Source organism: Tunturibacter gelidoferens (assembly GCF_040358255.1).
Lineage (GTDB): Bacteria > Acidobacteriota > Terriglobia > Terriglobales > Acidobacteriaceae > Edaphobacter > Edaphobacter gelidiferens.
Genome location: NZ_CP132938.1, coordinates 2,621,529 through 2,646,120 on the forward strand (window position 1 = coordinate 2,621,529; position 24,592 = coordinate 2,646,120).

27 protein-coding genes and 1 pseudogene are annotated in these 24,592 nt (G+C 59.5%); 6 read left to right on the forward strand and 22 right to left on the reverse strand.

Going from position 1 to position 24,592, the window contains the following annotated elements; genetic code table 11:
- Window positions 1-30: 30 nt before the first annotated feature.
- From RBB81_RS11650 to RBB81_RS11695, 10 genes and pseudogenes are all read right to left on the reverse strand, one after another.
- Window positions 31-414: a VOC family protein gene (locus RBB81_RS11650; RefSeq protein WP_353073814.1), complete on the reverse strand. Its 384-nt coding sequence runs from the start codon at window positions 412-414 to the stop codon at window positions 31-33.
- A gap of 12 nt (window positions 415-426) precedes the next feature.
- Window positions 427-1,056 carry a non-canonical purine NTP pyrophosphatase gene (locus RBB81_RS11655; protein WP_353073815.1) on the reverse strand — a complete coding sequence of 210 codons (630 nt, stop codon included), beginning with the start codon at window positions 1,054-1,056 and terminating at the stop codon, window positions 427-429.
- A 380-nt stretch (window positions 1,057-1,436) separates the two neighbouring features.
- Window positions 1,437-2,807: a hypothetical protein gene (locus tag RBB81_RS11660; RefSeq protein WP_353073816.1), complete on the reverse strand. Its 1,371-nt coding sequence runs from the start codon at window positions 2,805-2,807 to the stop codon at window positions 1,437-1,439.
- A gap of 603 nt (window positions 2,808-3,410) precedes the next feature.
- Window positions 3,411-3,959 (reverse strand): methylated-DNA--[protein]-cysteine S-methyltransferase, encoded by a 549-nt coding sequence (gene ogt, locus RBB81_RS11665; protein ID WP_353073817.1) that lies wholly within the window; start codon window positions 3,957-3,959, stop codon window positions 3,411-3,413.
- Window positions 3,952-4,812: a DNA-3-methyladenine glycosylase family protein gene (locus tag RBB81_RS11670; protein WP_353073922.1), complete on the reverse strand. Its 861-nt coding sequence runs from the start codon at window positions 4,810-4,812 to the stop codon at window positions 3,952-3,954. Before RBB81_RS11670 ends, ogt begins: the two co-directional genes overlap by 8 nt.
- Before the next feature lie 141 nt (window positions 4,813-4,953).
- Window positions 4,954-5,280: pseudogene (locus RBB81_RS11675) on the reverse strand (helix-turn-helix domain-containing protein); the annotation flags it as partial.
- Window positions 5,276-5,455: an Ada metal-binding domain-containing protein gene (locus tag RBB81_RS11680; RefSeq protein WP_353073923.1), complete on the reverse strand. Its 180-nt coding sequence runs from the start codon at window positions 5,453-5,455 to the stop codon at window positions 5,276-5,278. The pseudogene RBB81_RS11675 and the gene RBB81_RS11680, both read right to left, overlap by 5 nt.
- Before the next feature lie 141 nt (window positions 5,456-5,596).
- Window positions 5,597-6,355, reverse strand: coding sequence for a flagellar motor protein MotB (locus tag RBB81_RS11685; RefSeq protein WP_353073818.1), 759 nt, complete (start codon window positions 6,353-6,355; stop codon window positions 5,597-5,599).
- Complete coding sequence (locus tag RBB81_RS11690) at window positions 6,352-7,137, reverse strand: flagellar motor protein (protein WP_179582078.1); 786 nt, start codon at window positions 7,135-7,137, stop codon at window positions 6,352-6,354. The genes RBB81_RS11685 and RBB81_RS11690 overlap by 4 nt, the downstream gene beginning before the upstream one ends.
- Window positions 7,138-7,164: 27 nt before the next feature.
- Window positions 7,165-7,443: a flagellar FlbD family protein gene (locus tag RBB81_RS11695; protein WP_179582079.1), complete on the reverse strand. Its 279-nt coding sequence runs from the start codon at window positions 7,441-7,443 to the stop codon at window positions 7,165-7,167.
- A 265-nt stretch (window positions 7,444-7,708) separates the two neighbouring features.
- Between RBB81_RS11695 and RBB81_RS11700 the strand changes: the two genes are divergently transcribed.
- From RBB81_RS11700 to fliS, 3 genes are all read left to right on the forward strand, one after another.
- Entirely contained in the window at window positions 7,709-8,554 is an 846-nt protein-coding gene (locus tag RBB81_RS11700; RefSeq protein WP_179582080.1) for a flagellin, read from the forward strand.
- A 143-nt stretch (window positions 8,555-8,697) separates the two neighbouring features.
- On the forward strand, window positions 8,698-10,056 hold the full coding sequence (gene fliD, locus RBB81_RS11705; RefSeq protein ID WP_183789056.1) for a flagellar filament capping protein FliD: 1,359 nt from the start codon (window positions 8,698-8,700) through the stop codon (window positions 10,054-10,056).
- A gap of 13 nt (window positions 10,057-10,069) precedes the next feature.
- Window positions 10,070-10,534, forward strand: a complete 465-nt coding sequence (gene fliS, locus RBB81_RS11710) for a flagellar export chaperone FliS (protein ID WP_179582082.1) — start codon at window positions 10,070-10,072, stop codon at window positions 10,532-10,534.
- A gap of 160 nt (window positions 10,535-10,694) precedes the next feature.
- Here the strand turns inward: fliS and RBB81_RS11715 are convergent, their stop codons facing one another.
- Both RBB81_RS11715 and RBB81_RS11720 read right to left on the reverse strand, forming a co-directional pair.
- Complete coding sequence (locus RBB81_RS11715; RefSeq protein ID WP_353073819.1) at window positions 10,695-12,461, reverse strand: ABC transporter ATP-binding protein; 1,767 nt, start codon at window positions 12,459-12,461, stop codon at window positions 10,695-10,697.
- 34 nt (window positions 12,462-12,495) lie between these two features.
- Entirely contained in the window at window positions 12,496-13,194 is a 699-nt protein-coding gene (locus RBB81_RS11720; protein WP_353073820.1) for an FKBP-type peptidyl-prolyl cis-trans isomerase, read from the reverse strand.
- A gap of 156 nt (window positions 13,195-13,350) precedes the next feature.
- On the opposite strand from RBB81_RS11720, the gene RBB81_RS11725 reads away from it, so the two are divergent.
- Both RBB81_RS11725 and RBB81_RS11730 read left to right on the forward strand, forming a co-directional pair.
- Window positions 13,351-13,701 carry an ArsR/SmtB family transcription factor gene (locus RBB81_RS11725; RefSeq protein ID WP_353073821.1) on the forward strand — a complete coding sequence of 117 codons (351 nt, stop codon included), beginning with the start codon at window positions 13,351-13,353 and terminating at the stop codon, window positions 13,699-13,701.
- A complete protein-coding gene (locus RBB81_RS11730; RefSeq protein ID WP_353073822.1) occupies window positions 13,667-14,164 on the forward strand; it encodes an SRPBCC family protein in 498 nt (165 codons plus the stop codon). The genes RBB81_RS11725 and RBB81_RS11730 overlap by 35 nt, the downstream gene beginning before the upstream one ends.
- Before the next feature lie 277 nt (window positions 14,165-14,441).
- On the opposite strand, the gene lptF is transcribed toward RBB81_RS11730, so the two are convergent.
- Entirely contained in the window at window positions 14,442-16,829 is a 2,388-nt protein-coding gene (gene lptF, locus RBB81_RS11735) for an LPS export ABC transporter permease LptF (RefSeq protein WP_353073823.1), read from the reverse strand.
- Between the two features lie 242 nt (window positions 16,830-17,071).
- On the opposite strand from lptF, the gene RBB81_RS11740 reads away from it, so the two are divergent.
- On the forward strand, window positions 17,072-17,512 hold the full coding sequence (locus RBB81_RS11740) for a response regulator (protein WP_179582087.1): 441 nt from the start codon (window positions 17,072-17,074) through the stop codon (window positions 17,510-17,512).
- Window positions 17,513-17,546: 34 nt separating this feature from the next.
- On the opposite strand, the gene RBB81_RS11745 is transcribed toward RBB81_RS11740, so the two are convergent.
- The 9 genes from RBB81_RS11745 to RBB81_RS11785 all read right to left on the reverse strand — a co-directional run bounded on the left by RBB81_RS11745 (window position 17,547) and on the right by RBB81_RS11785 (window position 24,480).
- Complete coding sequence (locus tag RBB81_RS11745; RefSeq protein ID WP_353073824.1) at window positions 17,547-18,074, reverse strand: GNAT family N-acetyltransferase; 528 nt, start codon at window positions 18,072-18,074, stop codon at window positions 17,547-17,549.
- 109 nt (window positions 18,075-18,183) lie between these two features.
- Entirely contained in the window at window positions 18,184-18,939 is a 756-nt protein-coding gene (locus tag RBB81_RS11750) for a response regulator transcription factor (protein ID WP_353073825.1), read from the reverse strand.
- Window positions 18,940-18,987: 48 nt separating this feature from the next.
- A complete protein-coding gene (locus RBB81_RS11755) occupies window positions 18,988-19,671 on the reverse strand; it encodes a MarC family protein (RefSeq protein ID WP_353073826.1) in 684 nt (227 codons plus the stop codon).
- 97 nt (window positions 19,672-19,768) lie between these two features.
- Complete coding sequence (locus tag RBB81_RS11760; RefSeq protein ID WP_353073827.1) at window positions 19,769-20,695, reverse strand: sensor histidine kinase; 927 nt, start codon at window positions 20,693-20,695, stop codon at window positions 19,769-19,771.
- 28 nt (window positions 20,696-20,723) lie between these two features.
- Window positions 20,724-21,110 carry a DUF3037 domain-containing protein gene (locus RBB81_RS11765; RefSeq protein WP_353073828.1) on the reverse strand — a complete coding sequence of 129 codons (387 nt, stop codon included), beginning with the start codon at window positions 21,108-21,110 and terminating at the stop codon, window positions 20,724-20,726.
- Entirely contained in the window at window positions 21,088-21,864 is a 777-nt protein-coding gene (locus RBB81_RS11770) for a HipA family kinase (protein ID WP_179582093.1), read from the reverse strand. The genes RBB81_RS11765 and RBB81_RS11770 overlap by 23 nt, the downstream gene beginning before the upstream one ends.
- A gap of 74 nt (window positions 21,865-21,938) precedes the next feature.
- Window positions 21,939-22,439 carry a DUF3011 domain-containing protein gene (locus RBB81_RS11775; protein WP_179582094.1) on the reverse strand — a complete coding sequence of 167 codons (501 nt, stop codon included), beginning with the start codon at window positions 22,437-22,439 and terminating at the stop codon, window positions 21,939-21,941.
- Between the two features lie 188 nt (window positions 22,440-22,627).
- Window positions 22,628-23,326, reverse strand: a complete 699-nt coding sequence (locus RBB81_RS11780) for a DUF3011 domain-containing protein (protein ID WP_353073829.1) — start codon at window positions 23,324-23,326, stop codon at window positions 22,628-22,630.
- A 164-nt stretch (window positions 23,327-23,490) separates the two neighbouring features.
- The gene (locus RBB81_RS11785) at window positions 23,491-24,480 is read right to left on the reverse strand and encodes an acyl-CoA desaturase (RefSeq protein WP_353073830.1); all 990 of its coding nucleotides are present in this window, start codon (window positions 24,478-24,480) and stop codon (window positions 23,491-23,493) included.
- Window positions 24,481-24,592: the final 112 nt, after the last annotated feature.

The following is a 24,592-nucleotide window of genomic DNA, read 5'->3' on the forward strand; positions in this document are numbered from 1 at the left end:
TACCGGTGTGCTTCTGATTCTTGCGAGGCTTTATTCCGACGCTGGGCGGCAGTAGAACTCGAGGCGGAATCCGTTGGGGTCGTTGAACCAGATGTACTCTTTGCCGCCGTGGGAGTCGATGCCGATTCCGCTGTGTTTGAGGCCGGAGTTGTTGAGGTGATCCTCGATTTTGCGGAGGTCGGCGGGATCATGAACTCCGAGGGCGAGATGGTTCAGGCCGGGCAACTCTTTGTTGTAGGGGGCGGAGGGTCTGGCGGAGGGTGTGAAGAAAAGGGTGGCGTCACCGATCTTGTAAACCAGGAAGTCTTTGCCTTGTGCGGTGGGTTCGCCGAGGAGTGCGCGATAGAACTTTGCTGTCGGTTCTAAGTCTTCGACGCGGAAGACGAGGTGATCGATGTAGAGAGTGGGTAGCATGCAGGAAGTCTATCAAGCATGTGGAAGCAGTTGCGGGAGCAGGGCGGCGAAGGCTCGGCCGCGGTGGCTGAAGGTGAGCTTGGAGGTTAGGTCGAGCTCTGCCATGGTTTTGTTTTGAGCGGGGAGGTAGAAGAGGGGGTCGTAGCCGAAGCCTTCGGTGCCGCGTGGGGCGGGGAGGATCTCGCCTTCGACGGCTCCGTGGCCGATGGCGAGGATGCGGCCGTTGCGTGCGGCGGCGAGGACGCAGTGGTAGCGGGCGCTGCGCTCGGTGAGAGGGATGCCGGTGAGGTTGGAGAGGAGATAGAGGTTGTTGCGCTCGTCGGGGGTGTGAGGAACGTTGTCGGGGAAGTCTCTCGGGGAGAAGTTGTGATCATCGGCGTAGCGGGCGGAGCGGACGCCGGGCGCTCCGTGGAGGGCGTCGACTTCGAGGCCAGAGTCGTCGGCGATGACGATTTCGCCGGGGGCGTGGTGGGAGTAGAAGATGGCTTTAATGCGGGCGTTGCCTTCGAAGGTGGGCTCGTCTTCTGCGGGTGCGGGGATTTGTTTGAGGTTGGGTAGGGGAGTGAGTGTGATTTGCGGAGAGGCTGTGGCGGCGAAGTCGCGAAGCTTGCCTGGGTTGGTGGTGGCGACGAAGAGATTCATGATCTATTGGTATAACTTTAGCGGCTTTGCTGGAACTTGAGTGACGATGATTTTGCAGTGGTATCAGGGTCAACTCATTGACGTTTCCTGACGATGGCCGTTAATGCCAACGGCAACCGCAGATCCCTACGGGATGACAACAAAAGAACAGGCAACGACAAATGCCAACGGCAACCGCAGATCCCTGCGGGATGACAACAAAAGAACAGGCAACGACAAAAGCCAACGGCAACCGCAGATCCCTGCGGGATGACAACAAAAGAACAGGCAACGACAAAAGCCAACGGCAACCGCAGGTCCCTACGGGATGACAACAAAAGAACAGGCAACGACAAAAGCAAAGGCCGAGGCAGTGGCCTTGGGCGGATGAAGAGCGCCAGTTACCTGGTGATGCGGAAGCGGACGAAGGCTACGACGCCGAAGGGGTGGGCTCCGTAGGTGGAGATGAGTGCGCCGGGGGTTGTGTAGGTGGTGAACTGTGCGCCGGGAGCGGCGAGGAGGTGGGGGGCTACACGGTAGTCACGGTCGTAGCCGAAGGAGTAGGCGGCGACGTGGCCGATGGGGGATTCGGTGAAGTTGGGTGGAAGGGGGGAGCCGGGTGGGATGAGGAGTTCGTTGGAGCGGCCGGCGTTTTCGATGCGGGTCCAGACGTAGTTGCGGGTGCGGAACTTCAGGAGCGATTCGAGGAGGTAGGAGTTTTCTTTGCTGTTGTCGGTGAGGGATTTTGTGCGGCCCCAGATGAGGCTATTTGACCAGTTGTTGGCGTGGCCGCCGTCTGGCGTTGAGCGGCCGAAGGGGAGGTTGTACATGATGGAGGCGGTTTGGCGTTGCTGGTCTTCTTTGGGATAGAGGGCTTCGGGGCTGACGATGTGGGCGATGGAGTATTGGGCGGACAAGTTTTTTGTGGGGGCGTAGGTGATGCGGGAGGAGTAGCTGTCGATGGCGTGGCCGTTGGGGGAGGGTTGGAAGCCCCAGCGCTGTTCGGTGGGTTCGGCGCCGTGAAAGCCTGACTCTTCGAAGCGAAGCCAGCGCCAGGTGATGCCGCCAGTGAAGACGTTGAAGGCGATGTGGGTGGAGTCTTCCTGATGATGACCGAGAGCGGCGATAGGATCTTCGGAGGCCGAGAGGCGATGCGGGTAGGCGGTGGGGCCGATGGCGGGATCGCCTACGGGAGCGGCGTAGAGGCTGAGGAGGGTTTGTTTGCCGAGACGGAGGTCGTAGAGGGCGGCGAGCTCCATGAAGAAGTCGTGCGGATGCTGGCCGTCGATGATGGCTTTGCCGAAGGCAGTTTCGCCTTGCTGGAAGAGTTCGGGGTAGCTGCGTGCGCTGATGGTGGCGGGTTCGAGCGAGAGCATGGTGCGGAGGGTGAGCTGGCCGTACTGTCCGTGGGAACCTAGCTGGCGCATGGCCATGGGCATGATCCAGTTGGTGGAAAAGAGCTTGTCGCCGCCGCGAGTGACGGGGGGGGCGCAGGGAAGGTTGAACTGCGTGCAGGTGTCAGGGTATGGGCCAGTGGGGTTGGAGGTGGCGTGCTGTTGCGTGTCGGAGATGGAGGCGGTGCCGTGGAGCATGAGCATCCAGCCGCGATAGTTGCGCATGATCATGGAGACGGGAGTGGAGGCGGGTTCGGCACTGGTGCCGGAGGTGGTGTGATTGAGGATGGTGTCGATGAGGTTTGATGGCGGCTTCATCATGTTCATGCTCATCTTCATGGAGGGCGTCGCGGTGGTGGATGCTTGAGGGGAGTCCATTTGCATGCCTGGCATGTTAGGCATGGAACTTTGACCTGTCTGGGACAGGGCGAGAGGCGGAGCTAAAAAGTACGATGAAAGCAGGGCCGCTTGCAGGATGGAGCGCATGGAGATTCCTTATCTTGAGGCGTGCGTTGTCGGGAGGCAGCGCGGGAGGACGCTGTGACACGGCGCTAGATCAAGAAAGAATCAGATTCGAAGCGGAGTGCGGGGAGGAAGCGGCGGTGGAGCGGCCCATCGTGGGGCTGGTGCGTCTAGCGGGATGAAGATTTTATTGGAAGATGCGAAGACGGCGACAACGTGAAGTTGGGCCTGCGGCTCGACCGGTTTGGAGACGATCGCAGACGGCTGTTGTTGTTGCGCGCTACAACAGGCGGGAGAGTGGTGATCGAGCGGAGACTGTTTCGGGCAATGATCGCATGAGGATTGCTTCGGTAGCGAAAGCTCTGCACAGGTCGCTGCGCTGACGGCGATCGTCAGGAGGCAGAGCAACGTTGCGAAGAGGTGAAGAGCTTTTTTCATCGTTGTGAAGTTTGACGAAGAAGCGAGGGCGTTGGATACATTTGTCCCAAGAATTATTTTTTTGCTGTTGCGATTGTATTCTCAAGTGAGCTTTAGCGTAAGGTGTGCGGGCTGGTGTTTGTTTTCATGCTCCAGGAGCCAGCGTTTGCGCTCGATGCCTCCGCCGTAGCCTGTGAGGGAGCCGTTGGATCCGATGACGCGGTGACACGGGACGACCACTCCGATGGGGTTGGAGCCGTTGGCGAGCCCGACTGCTCTGACGGCTTTAGGCCTGCCGATCTGTTCGGCCAGCTTTCCATAGGAGACGGTTGTGCCGTGTGGAATCTGTCGCAGCGCGCGCCAGACCTCGCGTTGAAATGGCGTGCCAGCTGTGCGTACCGGGAGCTCGTTTATCGCGGCAAGCTCTCCTGCGAAGTAACGCTTCATCACGTTGGATAAGCCAGACGGATTATTGGCTGGCTCAAGCTTGAACCCGTTGCGACCATAGTGAAGCCGCAAGGACTTTTGCAGGCGCTCTTCATGATCTGTCCATTCAACGGCGCGTAGGTTTCCGTCATGATCGGCCACGATGATGATCTCGCCGATCGGGGTGTCGAATCGATCTGTTAGCAGGCTCAAAGGTTCAGGCATGTGTTCCCTCGGTGTGCGGGATTTCGTTGGTGTTGGCGGCCCACAGGTGCTGAGCCGCATAGGCGCGCCACGGTCTCCACGACTCGGCGCGATGAAGGAGAGACTTTGGAGTTGTAGGTGCTCCGTCGAGCTTCGCTGCTCCTCGGAGCAGGCCGATGTCGGATGCGGGGAAGGCGTCCATCTCGCGGATGGCGCGGAGGGCGATGTATTGGGCGGTCCATTCGCCGATGCCGGGGATGGTGCGCAGACGTGCGATGGCTTCTTCGATTGTCCCAAAGGGACGGAAGAGGTTGGGGTCATCGGTGGCAGCCTGCGCCAGTGCCTTCAACGATACTAAGCGTGCAGCCGGCATGCCCAGTCCTAGTGACTTTGTGGTGGCGAGACGCTTCGCCGTGGGGAAGGTGTGCGTCAGACCTGAAGAGGCGCTGGGGTTTTTCGGTAGCGGCTTGCCGTGAAGTGCGACGAGTTGTCCTGCAAGCTTGCGTGCCGCAGCGACGCTAATCTGTTGGCCGAGGATCGCGCGCACAGCCAGTTCGAAGCCATCCCAGCCTCCCGGCGCTCGCAGGCCGGGATGAAGCGCGACCCACGGTGCGAGCTGCGGATCGTGCGAGAGGTGTGCGTCGATCGTCTCGATGTCCGCGCCGAGGTCGAAGAGGCGACGCACCCGAGCTACGATTGCAGGCAGTGACTGCACGGACGTGAAGTGGATGGTTACGCTGAGGCTCTGTTGGTGCGGCAGGTGAGTCACGGCGATACTCCCAACTGATCCGTCAATCTCAACGGTGCGCCGGTAGCATCCCTTCTCTACAACTTCGACACCGGGAATGGCACGCGCCTGTAGAAAGGTGAGCATGGACTCCCAGTCGTAGGGCGGGCGATAGCGGAGGCGGAGAGTGATACCTGCCGAGGCATTTGGGCGGCTCACGGACGATTTTCGCCGGAGTGCGCTGGGAGGGCGATGGAAGAGCTGTTGAAACAGTTCGTTGAACCGGCGCAGGCTGTTGAAGCCCGCGGCGAGTGCAACTTCGGTCATGGGCATTCGGGTTTCATGGATGAGATGCTTGGCGAAAAGCACGCGCCGGGTCTGTGCTACGGCGATTGGAGAGGCTCCGAGGTGCTGAAGGAAGAGTCTGCGTAAGTGACGCTCGCCGACGCCCAGACGTTCGGCGAGCGCGTCTACGGTCTTGCCTTCGCCGTCGAGGGCACCGTCGGCTATGAGCGCAAGCGCGCGTGAGACGGTGTTCGAGGTTCCGCGCCACGAAGCCAGTTCGGGTGCGGTCTCCGGACGACAACGCAGGCAGGGGCGGTAGCCGGCTTCATGTGCTGCTGCTGCGGAGGGATAGAAGGTGCAGTTTTCGTACTTTCGCGGTGCGGGCCGGACAGACGGGGCGGCAGTAGATTCCGGTGGATTTGACGCCGACGTACATGAGTCCGTCGAAGCGCGGATCACGGCTCTGTAGAGCCCGGTAGCACGCCTCTTTGTCGGGCAGTTCCATGTACGAAGTTTCGCATGTTGAGAGTCTCAAACTAGCGGTTTTCGGACATGGTCATTTATTGGTGTGTGACTTGAAGCTGAGCGGTCGGAGGGATCTTCTGGTCGAGTCGAAGCGTCGCGAGGAAGAGATCTCAAAAACTTGTCATTGTGAAGCTGGCTGCTTTCGCAGAAGGATGATGTCGACGCGGCGGTTGTGGGTGCGGCCGTCTTCGGTGGAGTTGCTGGCGACGGGGTGAAACTCGGCGTAACCTGCGGCGGCGAGGTTGGCGGGGTCGATGGGGCCGTGTTCGAGGAGAAGGCGCGCGATGGCGGTGGAGCGTGTGGTGGAGAGCTCCCAGTTACTGGCGAACTGCGCGGTGTGGATGGGGACGTTGTCGGTGTGGCCTTCGACCCGGAGTGGGCCTGCGGGCAAGGTGGTGGCAAGGATCGAGATCATGGGGATCGATGCCGGACGGACCTCTGCGGAGCCGGAGGGAAAGAAGCCGGCCTCATGGAGGGAGATGACGAGGCCGTCGGGGGTGATGCGCATGGCGATGCCGCCGGGAGGGATGCCACCGGCGGCGACTTGCTGGGCGATGAGTTTGCGGAGGCGGGCTTCGGTTTCTTCGAGAGTCTCGGTACTGGCTGAGGGAAGCGGCCGCACGATCGGCGAGGGAATGGAGTTGGTGATGGCGGAGGCGTTGATGTCGGTGAGCGGCGGAGTCTTCGAGTGGGCGTCGAAGGTGCCGAGGGGAGTGAAGGCGGTCTGCATCGCCTCGGAGAGCTTGAGCTGTTTCTTCTTGTCCGACTGGCTGGAGGCGAAGAGGACGACGAAGAAGGCGAAGAGCAGCGTGATGAAGTCGGCGTAAGAGACCAGCCAGCGCTCGTGGTTGACGTGTTCGGGATGTTTCTTCTTGCTCATGCGCCAACCTCTGTGGCTTTGCCGGGTTTGGGTGGATGCGAGTCGAAGAGGTAGGTGCGGAGCTTGGTCTCGATCATGCGCGGGTTCATGCCCTCGAGGATGGAGATGACGCCTTCGAGCATCATCTCTTTGATCATCTGTTCTTCGCGATGGCGAAACTTGAGCTTGCCTGCTGCGGGGAGGCAGATGAGATTGGCCATGGCGACGCCGTAGATGGTGGCGACGAAGGCGACGGCGATCCCACGGCCAACCTCATCGATGTTGGAGAGGTTCTTCATGACCTGGATGAGTCCGAGGACCGCTCCGATGATGCCGACGGTGGGAGAGTAGCCGCCGGCGGCCTCGAAGACGGCGGGGATTTTTTCTTCGATCTCGGATTTGTTGTCGAGTTCAAGCTGCATGATCTTGCGGACTTCGGCGGGTTCGGTGCCGTCAACGGCGAGCATAAGAGCTTGTCTGAGGAAGGGGTCGGAGACGGTGGAGAGGTCTGCATCGAGCGAGACGATTCCGCTTCTGCGGGCCTTGTTGGCGAAGGCTACGATCTGAGCGAGCGTGGCTTCGCCGTTCGAGCCCTTGTGGAGGAAGACTTTTACAACGGCCTTGATGGCGGCGAGAAAGATGTTCATCGGAAACTGGAGCATGACAGCGCCGAGAGTGCCCCCGATGACGATCATGGCCGCAGTGGGCTGAGTGATCTGGGCGATGCTGCCGCCTTCAACCATCATGCCGGCGAGAATGCCGATGAGGGCGAGAGCGATGCCACCAATGCTGGCGATGTCCATGGGTCTCCTCTTCCAGGATGAAGTTGGTTATTCGTGCGAGGCCTTGTGCTGTTGTTCGCGCACAATCTGTTCGGCATCGTGGGCGGATCGTGCGATGACCGAGGGCGCAGCCTCGGGCCATGCCGTGCGCAGAACGGCGGCACGGAACTCGAGAGTGAGTTGCGAGACCTCGCTGCAGGGTTCGAGGACGACGAGCTTTTCGCCGGTGACTAAGGTGAGGACGGTGTCGGGTGCGGCTTCGGCGTATTTGATGAGGTCACAGTTTACGGCGAGAGGACTACCGTTGAGGCGTGTCAGTTCGATCATGTGTGTGAGGACTCCTCCCGGATCTCTCATCGGCAGAGAAGTGACGGTCAATAGGGAGCAGGAGACAGGTGACCATGACGATGGAGCGAAATGAGATTTGCGTAAAGTCGGCGCGGGGGACGCCGATGAGGGGTTTGAACGCGGAGCCTACCGCTTGGTGAACCGGATCTCACAGACTGCTTCGGCAGGGAGGTGAGTTCGCCGGTCGGACACCCGGGACTGGCGTCGCGGTAACTCAAACCGAGCAGTACAGGAGCGTTTCCACATGTCCTTGGGCATTCTTACAAACGTTGCAGCAACCTATGCTGAGAACAACCTCAACTCGACGCAGAACAGTCTTCAGAATGTTCTCCAGCAGCTCTCCTCGGGTTCGCGCATCAACAGCGGCGCGGACGACGCGGCCGGCCTTTCGATCGCGGACGGCCTTACCGCCAACCAAGCTGCGCTGACCCAGTCGGCACAGAATGCACAGAACGGCGTGGGCTTGCTGCAGACCGCTGACGGTGCGTTGTCTCAGGTGACCAACCTTCTCGATCGCGCGGTTACGCTTGCTACCGAGGCTTCCAACGGTGGTTTGACTGCCGCTCAGTCGACTGCTGCCAACACCGAATTTCAGAGCATTCTGACTGAGATCGGCAACATCGGTAGCACCACGAACTTCAACAGTACCGGTGTCTTCAATCAGGCAGCAGGAACGACTTTCAATCTCACTGATGGTACGGCTACCGGACTCACAACCATCACCGCGGCGGCGACAGCACTTACTGCCACAAGCATCGGGGGACAAGCCTTCACCGCTGCCGACACTCTGGCTGGCGCGACGCCGCAGGCTTCGGCGCTGACCACGCTGACCGCCATTACCGCGGCGATCTCCGGCGTTTCGGCCGACCGTGGCGCGATCGGTGCCAACATCAACCAGTTGAACGCGGCTGCCAGCGTTGCCAGCTCGGAAGAGGTGAATCTCTCCTCTGCCAATAGCGCAATTCGTGCGACGAACTTCGGTCAGGCGACGAGCGATCTGGCTAAGTTCCAGGTGCTGAGCCAGACCGGTATCAGCGCTCTTGCCCAGGCGAACAGCTCACAGCAGGAGATCCTGAAGCTGCTGCAATAAGCGGATGAAAGCGACGGTGGCCACGCGAAGAGGCGTGGCCGCCGTTCTTTCGTTTTTGTGAGGGTTAGCTGCTTCTAATCTTCGATGGTCAGATCTGGCAAGGCGCTTGCTTCCTGACCGTGCAAGAAGAACGGAAAGGTGACATGGGCACTGTTGGATTGAGTTTCGGGTCGGCGACGAGTGGTCAGGGATTCGACGTGGCGTCGACGGTGACGCAGATTCAAGCGGCAAGCCAGGCCATTGAGACTCCGTGGCAGAATCAACTTACGGCCTTGAAGGCTCAGGATACGGTTCTCTCTTCGCTTGGAACAGATCTTTCGACCCTCTCTACTAGTTTGCAAAAGCTGACGGATTTTGAGGGTGTCTTCGCCGAGAAACAGGGGTCGAGCTCGAATACGGACGTGCTCAGCCTGACCTCGGCGAGCTCGACGGCGGTGGCAGGAAGTCACACGATCGTTATCGGGCAACTGGCGCAGACCTCGTCCGATGCGTCTACTTCTATTTCGAACGCGAACGACACGCTGTCGGGGAGTGTGACGATTCAGGGGCACACGTTTAATGTGGACAGCACCGATAACGACACTACACTCGCGTCTCTCTCTGCTGCGATCAACTCCGCCGGGATCGGCGTTAGCGCAAGCGTGATCACGGACTCAAGCGGGTCGCGGCTTTCGATTGTAAGTGGGACCAGCGGAGCGGCGGGACAGCTGACCATCTCTGGTTCTTTGTCTGGCGCATCCTCGGGAAATATTACCTTCCAGACTGGTGAGAACGGACAGGATGCCAACCTGACCGTCGATGGAGTATCGATTACAAGTTCGTCCAATACTGTGAGTAACGCGATTCCCGGAGTCACATTTCAACTGCTAGCGCCCTCTACCACCCCGGTGCAGGTACAGATTACGGACGCCACTACGGACATTGCAACCGCGATAAGCAGTTTTGTTTCGGCCTATAACACGGTGGTAGGAGACATAAATACTCAGGAGCAAAGCGGCGCGGGGGGAACCTCTTCGCCGCTCCTGGGAAGTCCGATCATAGCTCAGTTGCAGGAGTCCATTACGGGATCCCTCTTCTCCGGTTCGGCAAGTGGTTCGATCAACAACATTACCCAGTTGGGAATCAGTGTCAACAATGATGGAACTCTGACACTGAGTGCGGATACCCTGACCAGCGCTCTGAACTCCAATCTGGCCGACGTGACCGGCTTTTTGCAGAACTCGGGAAGTTTCGGCCAGACGTTGGCCACCGCTCTGAACAATGCCGGGACGCAGGCGCCGAGTGGAGCCATCTATCTTGCACAGCAACAGAACAGCAGTGAGGAGACGGCGCTGAATGCGGATATTACCAACGAAAACGCAATTCTGGCGACGCAGAAGACGCAGCTGACGAATGAATTGAATGCTGCGAATCAGATTTTGCAGTCAATCCCGAGTCAACTTAATGAGGTCAATTCGGTCTTTGATTCCTTGACGGGTTTCAACCCAAATACGCAGGCATAACTTAGGAGCAAAGATGAGCTACCAAGATCAAAGTCTGTCCGGTGCGACCGGCGTCGAACTTGTTGTCGCGCTTTACGATGGTACGATTCGCTTTCTCTATCGCGCGATGCAGTGTGTGGAAGAGGACGACGTGCGGGGACGTCGCATCGCGGTGAAGAAGGTGCTCGATATCCTGACGTATCTTCAGGCGCGATTGCGGCCGGATCTCGGTGGGACGGTAGCTGCTTCGCTCGCAGACTTCTACGCGACGATGTTCACGATGACGCTGGAGGCTTCGCACCTGGAGTCGAAGGAGCAGTTTGAAGAGGTGATTGGCTTTGTTCGCAATGTCCGCGAGGCCTGGGTGGTCGTGGCGCGTGATCCGGAGGCGGGCAAGGTGTTGCCGCGAGAGCTGAGAACGCGGGAGGAGCGGTTCGTTCCGCAGACGGAGATGTATGCGCCTGTTAGCGAGGCTGCAGCTTCGGGGTGGTCGGCTTAGTTTTGTTAGCTAGTCAGCAAGTCAGCGAGTTAGCTAGTCAGCAAGTCAGCGAGTTAGCAAGTCAGCAAATCAGCGAGTTAGCAAGTCAGCGGTTGGGAAATGCGATTCGTTTCCTTGTCAGGCTTGCAGTAACTAGCTAACTAGCTAATTAGCTGACTCGCTACGTGGCTACGGCGAGCTCTTCTTCCAGACGTTGCTTTTCGAAGAGGCTGGTGTAGTAGCCGTTACGAGCGATGAGTTCTTCGTGGGTTCCCAGCTCTGCGATACGGCCGGCTACGAGGACGGCGATCAGATCGGCGTTGCGGGCTGTCGAGATTCGGTGGGAGATGAAGACGGTGGTGCGGGTGCCCATGCCTTGGCGCAGTCCGTTCAGGATGCGCTCTTCGGTGTAGGTGTCGACGCTGGCCAGGGCGTCGTCGAGGATGAGGATGCGGGGTTCGCGGATGACGGCGCGCGCGATGGCGGTGCGCTGCTTCTGGCCGCCGGAGAGGGTGATTCCGCGCTCTCCTACCATTGTCTCGAAGCCCTTGGGGAACTCAAGGATTTCGTTGCCTATGTGCGCGATGCTGGCTGCGTCCTGGACCTGCTCCTCAGAGGCGTCGGGCCTGCCGAAGGCGATGTTCTGGCGGATGGTGTCGGAGAAGAGGAAGGTCTCTTGCGGGACGAAACCGATCTGCCGGCGGATGTCGGCGAGTGGGTACGAGCGGATAGGTTCGCCATCTACCAGGACCATGCCTGGAGCTGCGTCGTGAAGACGAGGGATGAGACCGACGAGGGTTGATTTTCCGGAGCCGGTGGGGCCGACGATGGCTAACGAGGAGCCGGCTGGAATGCGGAGGTTGATGTTTTTCAAGACCGCCGGGGCGTCAGGATAGGCGAAGGTGAGATTGCGGAACTCGATCTCGCCGGCGATCTCTTCTGCGTTTTCGAAGCGATGTACTTGCTGCGGGGTGACGTCCTGATCGGTGATGGCTGGTTGCTGTTTGAGGAGCTCGTCGATGCGGACCACCGAGGCGGTGCCGCGCTGGAAGAGATTGACGACCCAACCTACTGCGATCATGGGCCAGGTGAGCTGCACCATGTAGACGTTGAAGGAGGTGAACTGGCCTACCGAGATGTGATGGGAGACGACCTCGTGGCCGCCTACCAGCAGCGTGATCATCAACGAGAGACCGAGGACAAATTCGAGGGTGGGCCAGAGCATGGCCATGAGGCGAACCAGATGGAGGCTGCGCTTGATGTACTCGAGGTTGGCGGTTTCGAAAGAGTCGATCTCAGCGTCTTCCTGGGCGAAGGCTCGGATGAGGCGGGCGCCGGAGAAGTTCTCCTGTGCCTTGGCGGAGATGTCGGAGAACATGGCCTGAATGCGCTCGAAGCGGCGGTGGATGCGGTTGCCGAAGTACTGGACGAGCACCGAGGCCATGGGGAGGGGGACGAAGGCGAAGAAGGTCAGCTTCGGACTGATGCGATACATGAAGGGCAGCGCGGCCGCGGTGAAGACGATGGTGTTGGCCGAGTACATGATCGCGGGGCCGAGAAGCTGGCGGACGGCGTTGAGGTCATTGGTGGTGCGCGCCATGATGTCGCCGGTGCGGGTGGTGTGGTAGAAGCTGGGGGCCTGGCGTTCCAGATTGCTGAAGAGGTCGTTGCGGAGGTCGAACTCGATCTCGCGCGAGGCTCCGATGATGACCTGACGGGTGATGTAGAGAAAGATCGCGGACAGGACTGCGATGAGAAGAAGACGAAGGGTGTGGTGGACGACCTTGGCTTCGGTGATGCCGTGCTGCATGTCGTCGATGGCGTGGCCGATGACGATGGGGATGAGCACTTTGATGGCGTTGTAGAGGATGACCGCGACCCCACCCCAGGCGAGATTCTTCCAGTATCGCCGGAGGTAGGGTACTAGCGGTTTAAGTCGTTCCAACATAGTGATTTCTGGGTGTCCTTGGGATCAGATGAGGCTAGAGGGTCTCAGGATGCGGGGGAGTGGTTGATGGAGGGGTCGGGGACGTCGGGTTTGCGGGTGGCGTATCGGTTGCTGGCTTGGCCGGCGGAGTGGACGGGGTCTGCGCGGGCGGAGTGGCGGAGGGCTGCGCGGGTGTCTCGGATGGCTTCGGCGCTGCATTTGGAGGAACGGGAGCCTGCTTTGGCTGCGGTGGAGTGTCGGACATGGAGACCAGCTCGACGTCGAAGATGAGGTCTGCTTTCGCCGGGATGACGGGAGGCCGGCCGGATTCTCCGTAGGCCAGTTGGTACGGGACGAAGAGGCGGCGCTTGCCGCCGACATGCATGCCTTGAAAACCTGTGTCCCAGCCCATGATGACGCGGTGCGCGCCGTAGGGGAAGGTTATCGGTTCGCCGCCGGGGTGATCGAAGGAGGAGTCGAACTTGGTGCCGTTGGTGAGCCAGCCGGTGTAGTGGACAGTGTAGTACTTGCGCTCTTCAGCGGGGCCTCCGGTGCCGATTTTGGTGTCGATATACCTGAGCGTGTAGAGAGGCTTGGGGAGTCCGACTACCTTGGGGATGTTGGGCGGCGTGGTTGCGGTCTTTGCAGCGGTGGTGTGGTGCGGGGTGGTCGTGGTTGCTTTTGGGGTGGTTTGGGCGGTGGCGACGGTTGTAAAAGCGGCCAAAAGGGCGATCGAGGGGAGCTTTGCAATCATTGTGGTTCCAGTTTAGGACGTTTGCGCTTAACAGAGGTGAACAGTAGAGGATTTTCGCCTTGAGTATAAAACTATTTAATAATTTGGTTGAATAGTTTTAGTTTTTGAATTATATTCAACCACATGGTTGAATTGTCAGTTGCTTCTTTGGATTCCGTGTTTCATGCTCTTTCGGACGCTACGCGTCGCGCGATTCTGCGGGACGTGAGCCGGGAGGCCAGGACGGTGGGGCAGATTGCAGAGCCTTACAACATGTCGCTGGCGGCAGTGTCGAAGCATCTGCAGGTGCTGGAACGGGCGGATTTGATTCGGCGGGAGAAGAAGGGCAACTTTCGGATGGTGCAGTTGAATGCGGATAGTTTGCGGGCAGCGCAGGAGTGGCTTGCCTACTACGAAACATTCTGGACGGGCCAGTTGGATGCCCTCCAGAATTACCTGGAGACGGCGGAGACGCCGGGAGAGGATGTGCGGAATGGCAACTCTGGAGATGGATCAAAAGAAGGTTGACGGAAGCGCTTTGAAGCTTGAGTTGACGCGGGTGATTCGGGCGAGCAGGGCACGGGTCTACGAGGCTTGGACGCGGCCGGAGATCTTGCAGAAATGGCATGCGCCGGGCGATATGAATTTTGTGAGCGCCACGCTCGATGTGCGCGAGGGGGGAACTTACGAAGTTTTATCGCAGGGGATGATGTGTGCCAAGGAGGGGATGACGGACGAAGAGAGAAAGCGTCAAGTAGCGGTTCGTGGGCAGTATTTAAGGGTGATTCCGAACGAGCTGCTGCAGTTTACGTGGAACGGAAGTTGGGCTCCAACGGAAACCTCGATGGTGACGGTGTTTCTGAGAGATGTCGAGGGCGGAACGGAGATACGGTTGCAGCATGAACAGTTCGCTACGGAGAGCTCGCGAGATGGTCATGGGATGGGCTGGGAGAGCTTGTTTGGGAAGCTGGCTACGGCGCTGGAGGGCTGATGGGAGGAACGGCGAGTGGCGGACGGGTGGGTCCGCTGCCGTCGACTGCTTTGCGACGGGTTGCTGGCGGGCAGAGCTGGTAGTGAATTTGGAGAGTTCGAGACAACAGCAGATTCCTCCGCTTCGCTGCGGAATGACAACAAAAAAGCAATTACAAACAGAAAAGAAAAAACAATTACGAACGAAGAGCAACGATGACAAACGAAGAGCAATAATGACAAGCGAAAAGCAGCAACAAAAACGGGTCGAGGTGACGCCGTTTTTGTTCGAACGACGGCTACGTCGGTGTGCGCAGGAGAAGATAGGCGCCGGTGATGCTGAAGAGGAGATCGGGCGTCCAGGCGGCGAGGACTGCGGGTAGGGTGTTGACGTTGCCGAGGGATTCGAAGATGAGTGCGATGACCCAGTAGGTGATGGCGAGGCCTATGGCTGTGGCGATGCCGGTGAGGGATCCTTTCTTACCCATGGATAAAGCGAAGGGGATGGCGAGGATGGCCATGACGAGGGTAATCAGTGGGTAGGCGATTTTTTTGTTGAGCTGGACGCTGAGGCGCTTGGTGTCGAAGCCGGACTGCTTGAGGTCGGTGATGTAGCGCGAGAGTTCGGTGTAGCTCATCTCCTGCGAGGGGATGTACTCCTTCTTGAAGTAGCCGGGTTGCTCGCGGATCTCGGGGAAGGTGGCCACGGTGAAGGGTTGATAACTGGCGATGGTCTCGCCGGAGAAGGTGCGCTGCCAGCCGTTGTCGAAGACCCAGTTGTTGACTTTGGGGTCCCATTGGGCGGTTGCGGCGAAGATGCGGCGCTGGAGGGTGAAGGAAGCGGGGTCGAACTCGAAGACGGTGAGGTTGGCGAAGGTATCTTTTTCGGCGTTGAAGTACTGGTAGTAGAAGATGCGGGAGGGTTCACCGGCGTTGTTGGTCTGGCCGGAGATCCACTGGCGGTCGGGTCGCGAGAATGTCTGGGTGGGTTTGTCTTTGATGATGGAGAGGAGAGCTTCCTGGCGGCGGTTGGCGGCGGGGAGGTAGAGCTCGTCGAAGGCAAAGAGGCCAGCGGAGATGAGGATGGTGACGACCAAAACAGGGGTAATGATGCGGTAGAGGCTGATGCCGCTGGACTTCATGGCGGTGAGCTCTGAGGTTCGGCTGAGAGAGCCGAAGGTAACGAGGACCGCGACGAGTGCGCAGAGGGGCGTGATGTTGTAGAGGATGTAAGGGATGAGCGTGACGAGGTATTCGCCGACGGTGATGAGCGGCGTGCGATTTTTGAAGATTGGGCCGATGAGCTCGAAGAAGGTAAAGATGAGAAAGAGTGTGGAGAAGGAGCTGAGGACGATGGCGAAGTTGGTGGCGTACTCGCGCATGACGTAGTCGTCGAGCAGGAGAGGGAATTGAATGCGTACGATGCTGCGGAAGCGGCGGAGGAGAGTGGCGACGTCGTATCTGGAGCGGACGTTGGCGGATTCGTGTCCGTTGCTGGTGAGGCGGGTGATGAGTTTGCTGAGCCAGACGCCGATGGTGGAGACGAGGCTGAGGGCGATGCCTCCGCGGGACATTTGATAGAGGAGGATGGCTCCGGCGGCGGCGAAGAGGAGGTTCGCTCCCCAGACACCGAGGAAGGGAGAGAGCTTGCCTGATTGCGCGAAGGCTACTCCAACGGAAGAGAGGAAGTAGTAGATGAAGACGAGCAGGATGGTGAGGACGAAGCCGGTGGATTTACCGCCACGTTTGGAGGAGATTCCTAGCGGAACGCCGACGAGCATGAGGACAAGGCAGGCGAAGGGGTAGGAGAAGCGTTTGTTGAACTCGATGCGATAGACGGAGGATTCGTGGCCGCTAGAGGCCTTGATGGCGTTAGCGCGGCGCCAGAGTTCGGGCAGGGAGAGCGCCTGAATGGGCGTGTTGACGCGGCCGAGGTGAGCGTCTTCGGGGGCTTCGGTCTCGATTGGAACGTCGGTGCTGGTGAAGGTGGATATGTTGTATTGGTTGGGGTCGCTGGAGGAGGTGTCGTGCTGGCCGCCGTTGAGCAGATGAAGGCGGATGGTTTGGGCGTCCTGCGTGTTGGGCGCGCCGTTGACGACGACGGCCTGGTCGGCGGTGGTGATGTGGGGATCGGCTGGCTCGGTGAGGTCGGCGAGGAAGACGTGATGCCAGAGAGCGGCTCCGGCTGCGGGGCTGACGTCCTGAATGTAGAGGACGCGGTCTTTGAACTCTTCGTAGAAGACGCGGGGCTGAACCTCGAAGGAGGCCTGCGAAGACTTCAAAGATTCTCCGAGGGCGATGAGGCCGGAGGCGGCGCGTGGGGCGAGATACAGCGAGTTAAAGAGGCCCAGCGCGAGGGCCACCGCGGAGACGATGGAGACGATGCGGACGAAGTCGATGGCTCCCATGCCGCTGGCGCGCATTGCGGTGATTTCGCTGTCAGCGGCCAGGCGGGAGAGGCCCAGAAGGATGCCGACCAGAACGGCCATGGGGATGGTGACGGTGAGGGCTGGAGGAAGGGTGAAGGCAATGATGCGGGCAACATCCCCCATAGTGGCGGAGTCGCGTACGACGAACTCGAGGATACGGCCGAGGTCGCGCATGAAGATGATGAAGGTAAAGAGGGCTCCGCCGAGGAGGGCGTGCGAGGTGACTTCGCGGAGAATGTACCGGGTGATGATGCGCATTTGTTTGCTGCTTAATGTGGCTGGTTTCAAGTGTATCGTGTGCGCGGTGGATTGCTGGTTGATGGGGAAGGAGTTAGGTGCTGATTCGAACTCGAGGCAACTCGGAGAGAGATTGTGCACTCCATCTTCAGAGACAAATACTGCATGGGGTGAGTTCGCGCGGCAGTTGATGCCGAGTGCGAAACTGGGAGTTTGAGACGGGATTGAAGTTAGAACCGAGATTCAGAAATGATGATTCGCCGATGTCGCTAGATATTTTTGCCTCTGAGCGTGTTGCCGCTGAGCTTTCGCCGAGCAGGATTTTGCTGGTCGATGACGATCCGGATATGCGCGCGTTGACGCGGACGTTCCTTGAACATGAAGGTTATGGGGTTTTTAGTTCGGGGGACGCGGAACGGGCAGCACAGATCTTTCGCAGCGTGCCGGAGATCGATCTGTTGGTGACGGATTTGTATATGCCCGGCAGGTCGGGCATGGAACTGGCACGCGAGTTGAAGGTGATCCGTAGTGAGTTGCCGGTACTGATGATTTCGGGTGGGATGGTGGATGGCGCGCAGAAGTTGCGGTTGGAACAGGAGGGTTGGAGTTTCCTGGCGAAGCCGTTCCGATTGCCGGAGTTGTTGAGCACAGTGCATCGGATTCTTGCGCCGATGGAGGCGCAGAGGTGGAGAGAGGCGCGTTAACGATTGCTTGCTGCCAGTCTTTCGGCGACGAGTATTAGCGCTCTTGGTTGGTGGGTCGGAGTTCTTTTTCCATTAAGATGAAGTGGCACGGCAGGATGAGAACTTCAGGGCGTATGTAAGGAGCTTCGCCAACGATTTTGTAACCTTGTCTCTGATACCACGCGAGGAGTTCCGGCCTGAGATCGATAACGGAGATCTCGATGAGACGGCAGTCGTGGTCGCGACAGAGTTGCTCGCCTGCCTTCATCAACTCTCTGCCGGTTCCCATGCTTTGCCAGCCGGGATCGACGGCAACCATGCCAATATAGCCGTGGTCGTTATCGCGCAGCTCGATGTATATCAAACCGAGCAATCCATCTCCATCTTCCTTGAGGAGAAGGGTGCCTTTCTGAAGATATTCCGCGACCTGTTCAGCGTTGGTTCGTTCGGTGCGCTTGAAATAGTTGTCGCGGGCGAAGGCGCGATTGATGAAGGGCACCAGTCGACCAGTGTCTTCAGGCGTGGCCGTCCTAAGTTGAGTGGCGAGGTCTGACCCGAGTGCCGGTGTCGATGTATGGGACAAGGTTATGTGTTTTCCTTCGATCGATGATGGAACAGGTCAGGAATGCTCAATGGCTCCCTCAAATTCGATAGCCACGTTGATGCCAAGACTTCCTTAATTATAAATACGCCTAGGGATTGGCGAGGAAGCGGTAGCCGACGCCGCGGACGGTGACGAGGTGTTGGGGATCGGCGGGATCGTCTTCGATGTAGCGGCGGAGTCGGACGATAAAGTTGTCGATGGCACGGGTGTCCGTGTCTTCGTGGACTCGCCAGACGTCTTCAAGAATGGCTGATCGCGAGACGATCTGGCCTTCTCGCTCGGTGAGATAGCGGAGAAGATCGGCCTCCATCAGGGTGAGGTGGGTGATGCGATTGGGTGCGATGAGTTCCAGGGTGTCGAATCGGATGGTGCGGTGATTGAAGGCGTATTCATCCGTTTGATCCGTGACGGCGGGCGGTGGAGTCTCTGGGGTTGCGGCGTTCTGCCAGGCAGTGCGGCGGAGTAGTGATTTGAGGCGAACAAGAAGGATGTTGAGGTCGAAGGGCTTGGCGAGGTAGTCGTCGGCGCCGGCCTCGATGCCTTCGAGAACCTCTTCGGGGCGGGAGCGGGCGGTGAGCATGAGGACGGGAGTGTAGTGATGGGCTTCGCGGAGTGCGCGGACGATGGTGAAGCCGTCGGTTCCGGGCAACATGCCGTCGAGGATGATGGCGGCGATGCGTTCTTCGGGACTGTTTTTTTCGGCGAGGAGATATGCGAGGGCGGCGTCGCCGTCAGATTCGTGATGGGTGCGATAGCCTTCCGCCTGAAGGTTGAAGAGGAGGCCCTGGGCGAGATGCTCTTCGTCTTCTACGAGAACGATGAGTGGGGCGGTGGGTTCGGTCATGGCGTTTCCGGTCCGGCTCTCTTCCGTTCTGTTTTGTAACTTTAGACGTTACGATTTCTTTAGAAGCTCGGTGAACAGACCGCTGAGGCCATTCCATGCTATTTGAACTCCGATGCAGAGCAGAATGAAGGCCACGACGCGAAGGATGCCGTGCGCGGTCGCCGGCGAGATGGTGCGGGCGATTTTGGGAGCATAGGCGTAACACAGATAGATAAGAGCGCTGAGCACGATGACGGCGATGAAGAGGCCTAGATGGGCGAGGACTTTGTCTTCGAGAGTTGTCTGTTCCGTGTGCACGCTGAGGGTGAGCATAACTACGATACAGCCAGGGCCGGCGGTGATCGGGAAGGTGAAGGGATAGAAGGCTTTTTGTTGAAGGCTGTCGATCTCTGCAGGTGTTACGGCGGGGGCCGCGGCTTCGGTCTTCTCTGGGCTGGGGGTGCTGTCCGGTTGATTCAGGAGCGACCAGGCGATCATGGCGATGACGATGCCTCCCGAGACTTGAACGATGGGAAGCGAAATGCCGAAGAAGCCGAGAAGATAAGAACCGATGAGTTCGATAACGGCGAAGAAGATTACGGTGTTGATTGCGATGCGGCGGGCGAGGCCACGATAGATGTCAATGGGTGCAGCGCCGACGAGACCAAGGAAGATCAGCGCGGAGCCGAGGGGGTTGATGAGCGGCAGAAGCGCGCTGAATCCAAGGGCGAAGTATTTCCAGAGCAGAAGCATGGAGATCACGAAGTCGATTGAGATTAGCTACAAGCTTTGATGTGATTGTACGTCTCGTATTCCTTAAGGAGTTCTTGAAGGAGAGTACAAGGGTGCGCTAGTTGGTGATGGCTGAAGAGGCTGGTGCGGCGAGCGGAAGGGTGATGGAGATGGTGGTGCCGAGGCCGGGGCCGGGGCTGATGGCGGTTGCCTCGCCGCCGTGTTGACGGGCGATGTTACGAACGAGAAAGAGGCCGAGGCCTGTGCCTTTGATCTTGGCCATGGCCCTACCGGGGACTCGGTAGAAGCGTGTGAAGATGCGTTTGAACTGGTTGGCGGGCAGACCGACGCCGGTGTCGGTGACCCGGAGGGCGACCCAGGTGTAGTTGGATATGGAGAGCGAGCAGCGGATGTGAACTCCTTCAGGGGAGTATTTGACGGCGTTATCGAGAACGTTGAGGACGGCGGTGCGAAGATCTTCGGCGATGCCCTGGGTATAGAGGCGGACGACGCCCGAAATCGGTTCGAGGACGATGCTTTCGGCAGGAAGGTGGTGCCGCTGGAGGGTGATGGCGATGCAGTCGGAGACGAGGGATTGCATGTCGATGAGGGTGCGGTTTTGTTGACGGTGGCGCTGCCCGAGCTGGCCAGCTTTGAGGACCTGCTCCACGGTGGCCAGGAGACGGTCGGAGTCAGAGAGCATGATCTTGTAGAACTCCTGGCGCTGGGACTCCTCGACGGGGCGCCGCTGGAGGGTTTCGAGGTAGAGGCGGATGCTGGCGATAGGGGTTTTGAGCTCGTGGGTGACGGCGTTGAGGAAGGAGTCCTGGCGTTCGTTGCGGCGGATCTCGCGGACGAGGAAGACGGTGTTGAGGACGACGCCGGCGATAAGGGCTGCGAAGAGAATGACGCCGAGGACGGCGATGGCGACGGTGCGCTCGTTGAGAACGATCCAGGTGATATTGAGGGTGATGGCGAGGCCGACGGTTAGGACGCCCAGGGTGATGAAGGTTGCGATGGCTCCGCGGCGTCGGGTGATGTTCATGGCTTGCTGGAAGTATAGCGGGGGAGGTTTAGAGAAGGAGATAACGTCGGGCGAGATTGTCCATGAGGTCTGCCGGGGCGTCGCAGAGACCTGTGTGGACGGGCGAGACCTGGATGATGGTGCTGCGAGGAGAGACGAGCCAGTGGAAACGTTCGCGTTGGCTCAGTTGCGAGATGGGGCCGCCAGCGGGGTCTGCGGCGCAGATTCTAGGGAAGGCCTCAAGGCGGTTGCGAACCAGATCGAGATCGATCTCGGGCCAGAGGGTGCGGAGGCGTTGATTGTCGATGTGGATGCGGGCTTCAAGGAAGCGTTGCTGCAGGCAGAAGACGACAACGCCCGCGTTGACGAACTCTTCGCGCTCGACGCGGGGAACGACGCGAACGACCGCATAGTCAAATGAGATGGGCGCGAGCACGGATGGCCTCCTGGGTGAAGATGGGGGATGCAGCCAGCCGCCGGGTGAGGAGATCGAGATAGGCTGCGCGTGCCTCGGCGGGAGTGGGATGGCTGGACTGAAGCCACTCGTCGGGAATCTGCGCGAGGATCTCGGTGAGAACCTGGCGGTTGAGGCGGCTGGATGCATGCACGGCAGCTTGTTCCAGATCTGTGGCCCAGGGCAGAAGGATGTGGTTGCGGACGTCGGAGAAGGGAGAGTCGGCGAGGCGGCTGGCGTCGGGCCAATTGTGGTGGAAGTAGAGTGCCGCGCCGTGATCGATAAAGTAGAGCTGGGTGTGCCAGTTGAGGAGATTGGCATTGCGCGGGGTGCGGTCGACGTTGAGGGTGAAGGCGTCGAACCAGACGGCGAGTGAGGCGGTGTGCGGGTCGGCTTTGTCGCCGGCTGCCCGGTCGAACATGGAGGAGCCGGGCAGATAGTCGAGGGCGAGGTTGAGCCCGGAGCTGGCGCGAAGGAGGTCGCGGATCTCTTGGTCGGGTTCGTTGCGTCCTAGCGCGGGGTCCACTTGGGCGAAGACAAGTTCAGGAACGTTGAGGCCGAGGGTGCGGCCGATTTCGCCGGCGACGAGTTCGGCGACGAGGGCGAGAGGACCCTGGCCCGCGCCGCGGAATTTGACGACGTAGAGGCCAAGGTCGTCGGCCTCGATAATTGCGGGAAGAGAGCCGCCTTCACGAAGAGGAGTGACGTACTGGGTGGCGCGGATGGTACGAAGCATTGGTGCTTAGTGTAGCTGGACGGTAGTCATCTTGGAGCAGGTGACTACCGTCGAGTTCGGCGATCAACAGGCGATCAATAGCGGACGCGGAAGTCGGCGCGACAGCCGCGGTCGACCCAGAGGCCGCGACGGTCGAGGCCCCAGGTGCTGTCTCGGACACAGGGGGAGCCGCTGATCTGTCGATTTAGTCGGACGTCACGACTAGGCCCGATGTCGCACCAGTTTCGCCTGCCATCATTCGAAGAGCAGGTGACGATGCGGGCTGGTGGTGGCGGTGGTGGGCCTCCCCGGCCGACGATAAACTCTGCGCGGCATCCGCGGTCGACCCAAAGGCCGCGACGATCTACGCCCCAGGTGCTGTCACGAACACAGGGAGAGCCGCTGATCTGTCGCGCCATGCGGACATCGCGAGAGGGGCCGATATCGCACCAGTTTCTGCGGCCATCGTTGGAGGAGCAGGTGATCCTTGGTGGCGGGCCGCCGTAACCAGGTTGTGCTGTCGCGGATGTGGTTACGACGGAGGTGCCGGCGATAAGCAGGGTGGATATCAGTAGGAGTTTGATTGTGCGCGTCATCTTTCCTCTTTCGAGTTGAAGATTGCCACTGATGTTGAAACGTGCGGTTCCGGATGAGGATAGCGCGGAGTGGAATGCTTGTCGAGATTGGATGAAGAGATTTAGAAGACTGTCAGTCCTTTCGGAGGACGGGTTTTTTGGTTGCTGATGTTCGGTCAGAGACATGGTGCGAAGTATTGATGCTCGTGCTAGCGAGCCTGGAAGTCGGCACGGCAGCCCTGGTCTACCCACAGGCCGCGATTGTCGACGTTCCAGGTCTGGCCGCGAACGCAGGGAGATCCGCTGATCTGCCGGATGAGCCGGACTTCGGTTCGGGGACCTATGTCGCACCAATTTCTGTCTCCGTTATTGGAGGAGCAGGTGACAGTGATGGGAGGAGGTGGTGGTGGTCCTGTGCGAACGAGGAAGTCGGCGCGGCATCCGCGGTCGACCCAGAGGCCGCGTTGATCGATGCCCCAGGTGTCGTCCTGGATACAGGGGGAGCCACTGATCTGTCGCGCCATGCGGACATCGCGAGCGGGGCCGATATCGCACCAGTTTCTGCGGCCATCGTTGGAGGAGCAGGTGATGGTAATGGGAGGAGGAGGTGGTTCGCTGCGGCCGAGGATGAACTCTGCGCGGCATCCGCGGTCAACCCACAGGCCGCGGCGGTCGACGCCCCAGGTGTCGTCCTGGACGCAGGGGGAGCCGCTGATCTGTCGGACCATGCGGACCTCGCGATCGCGAGTCGGTCCGATATCGCACCAGTTTCTGTGGCCATCGTCGGAGGAGCAGGTAATTCTCGGGGGACCGCCGTAATCAGGTTGCGCCGCTGCGGTTGCGGGTAGGGCGCAGAAGCCGGCGATGAGAGTCGTGGCTGTGAGGAGGAGCTTGATTGTGCGCGTCATCTTTCCTCTTTCAAGTCGGCGATTGCAACTAAGGGCCCTTGAAGCGTTTGCGATTCCGGATGAGGAGTGTGCGGAGTTGGATGCTTGTCGATATTGGATGCAGAAATAAGAATGGCCGCCACCCTTTTTGGATGACGGCCTTTTCTTTTTTTGTGAACGGTGGACTAGATGACGCCCGCTGGTTTGGGATTCTTCGGATCGAATTTGGCGATCTGGATCTTTTCTGCGAGACCGACTTTGCTGAGAACCCAGATGCAGTAGTAGTTGATGTCGAACTCATACCATTCGAGACCGTGGCGCGCGCTGACGGGATGGGCGTGGTGGTTGTTATGCCAGCCTTCGCCTCCGGTTAACATGGCGACCCACCAGTTGTTGCGGGAGTCGTCCTTGGTCTCGAAGCGGCGCTTGCCCCAGAGGTGGGTGGCGGAGTTGACGAGCCAGGTGGCGTGGAGACCGATGGTGACGCGTAGGAAGGTTCCCCAGAGGACCATGCCGAGAGCGCCTACAAAGTGGTGACCTGCAGGTGCGAGAGCTGCGCCGAGCGCTACCTGGAGAAGCCCGGTGACGACGAGGGGCACGTAGTGGTATTTGCTGAGCCAGACGTGGACCGGGTCTTTGGTGAGGTCGGGAGCGTAGCGGCCGAGGAGGGCGGTTTCGGAGTGGAGGGCGCGACCGGAGAGGATCCAGCCGGCGTGAGCCCACCAGGTGCCGTCATGCGGTGTGTGCGGATCGCCTTCCTGGTCGGAGTTCTGATGGTGGACACGGTGGGTGGCTACCCAGAAGATCGGGCCACCCTCGAGCGCGAGGCAGCCGCACATGGTGACGAAGTACTCGACCCACTTGGGAACTTTGTAGCCGCGATGGGTCAACAGGCGGTGATAGGCGACGCCGATGCCGACGTTGATCGCGAAGAAGTACATGACGAAAAAGACGGCTAGATTTTTCCAGGAGAAGAAGAAGAAAGAGGCGATGGCTCCAACGTGGAAGAGTCCCATGGCGATCGTGGTGATCCAGTTGATGCGGCCTTCCTGGTGCTCGCGGCCCATTCGCAGATCCTGCTTGATCTTCTGGGTAACTTCGGCGACGGCCGGAACGACGGCGGCGAGCTTGGGTGCTTTTACCTGGGCTTCTTCGATGGTGGTGATGGGGGTCATATATGTATCGCTGTCCTTGTGTTTCGGGTACCGATGAACTGCTAATACTGACGCTATCAGGGGCGAAGGGAGACGTGGTGTAAGACTTTTGTAATGCCACCCAAAGGTGGGA

Bases quoted from the DNA above. Each gene is read 5' to 3' on its own strand.
- RBB81_RS11650 (WP_353073814.1), bottom strand. From the start codon at position 414: ATGCTACCCACTCTCTACATCGATCACCTCGTCTTCCGCGTCGAAGAC.
- RBB81_RS11655 (WP_353073815.1), bottom strand. From the start codon at position 1,056: ATGAATCTCTTCGTCGCCACCACCAACCCAGGCAAGCTTCGCGACTTC.
- RBB81_RS11660 (WP_353073816.1), bottom strand. From the start codon at position 2,807: ATGGACTCCCCTCAAGCATCCACCACCGCGACGCCCTCCATGAAGATG.
- ogt (WP_353073817.1), bottom strand. From the start codon at position 3,959: ATGCCTGAACCTTTGAGCCTGCTAACAGATCGATTCGACACCCCGATC.
- RBB81_RS11670 (WP_353073922.1), bottom strand. From the start codon at position 4,812: ATGCTCACCTTTCTACAGGCGCGTGCCATTCCCGGTGTCGAAGTTGTA.
- RBB81_RS11680 (WP_353073923.1), bottom strand. From the start codon at position 5,455: ATGGAACTGCCCGACAAAGAGGCGTGCTACCGGGCTCTACAGAGCCGT.
- RBB81_RS11685 (WP_353073818.1), bottom strand. From the start codon at position 6,355: ATGAGCAAGAAGAAACATCCCGAACACGTCAACCACGAGCGCTGGCTG.
- RBB81_RS11690 (WP_179582078.1), bottom strand. From the start codon at position 7,137: ATGGACATCGCCAGCATTGGTGGCATCGCTCTCGCCCTCATCGGCATT.
- RBB81_RS11695 (WP_179582079.1), bottom strand. From the start codon at position 7,443: ATGATCGAACTGACACGCCTCAACGGTAGTCCTCTCGCCGTAAACTGT.
- RBB81_RS11700 (WP_179582080.1), top strand. From the start codon at position 7,709: ATGTCCTTGGGCATTCTTACAAACGTTGCAGCAACCTATGCTGAGAAC.
- fliD (WP_183789056.1), top strand. From the start codon at position 8,698: ATGGGCACTGTTGGATTGAGTTTCGGGTCGGCGACGAGTGGTCAGGGA.
- fliS (WP_179582082.1), top strand. From the start codon at position 10,070: ATGAGCTACCAAGATCAAAGTCTGTCCGGTGCGACCGGCGTCGAACTT.
- RBB81_RS11715 (WP_353073819.1), bottom strand. From the start codon at position 12,461: ATGTTGGAACGACTTAAACCGCTAGTACCCTACCTCCGGCGATACTGG.
- RBB81_RS11720 (WP_353073820.1), bottom strand. From the start codon at position 13,194: ATGATTGCAAAGCTCCCCTCGATCGCCCTTTTGGCCGCTTTTACAACC.
- RBB81_RS11730 (WP_353073822.1), top strand. From the start codon at position 13,667: ATGGCAACTCTGGAGATGGATCAAAAGAAGGTTGACGGAAGCGCTTTG.
- lptF (WP_353073823.1), bottom strand. From the start codon at position 16,829: ATGCGCATCATCACCCGGTACATTCTCCGCGAAGTCACCTCGCACGCC.
- RBB81_RS11740 (WP_179582087.1), top strand. From the start codon at position 17,072: ATGTCGCTAGATATTTTTGCCTCTGAGCGTGTTGCCGCTGAGCTTTCG.
- RBB81_RS11750 (WP_353073825.1), bottom strand. From the start codon at position 18,939: ATGACCGAACCCACCGCCCCACTCATCGTTCTCGTAGAAGACGAAGAG.
- RBB81_RS11755 (WP_353073826.1), bottom strand. From the start codon at position 19,671: ATGCTTCTGCTCTGGAAATACTTCGCCCTTGGATTCAGCGCGCTTCTG.
- RBB81_RS11760 (WP_353073827.1), bottom strand. From the start codon at position 20,695: ATGAACATCACCCGACGCCGCGGAGCCATCGCAACCTTCATCACCCTG.
- RBB81_RS11770 (WP_179582093.1), bottom strand. From the start codon at position 21,864: ATGCTTCGTACCATCCGCGCCACCCAGTACGTCACTCCTCTTCGTGAA.
- RBB81_RS11775 (WP_179582094.1), bottom strand. From the start codon at position 22,439: ATGACGCGCACAATCAAACTCCTACTGATATCCACCCTGCTTATCGCC.
- RBB81_RS11780 (WP_353073829.1), bottom strand. From the start codon at position 23,326: ATGACGCGCACAATCAAGCTCCTCCTCACAGCCACGACTCTCATCGCC.
- RBB81_RS11785 (WP_353073830.1), bottom strand. From the start codon at position 24,480: ATGACCCCCATCACCACCATCGAAGAAGCCCAGGTAAAAGCACCCAAG.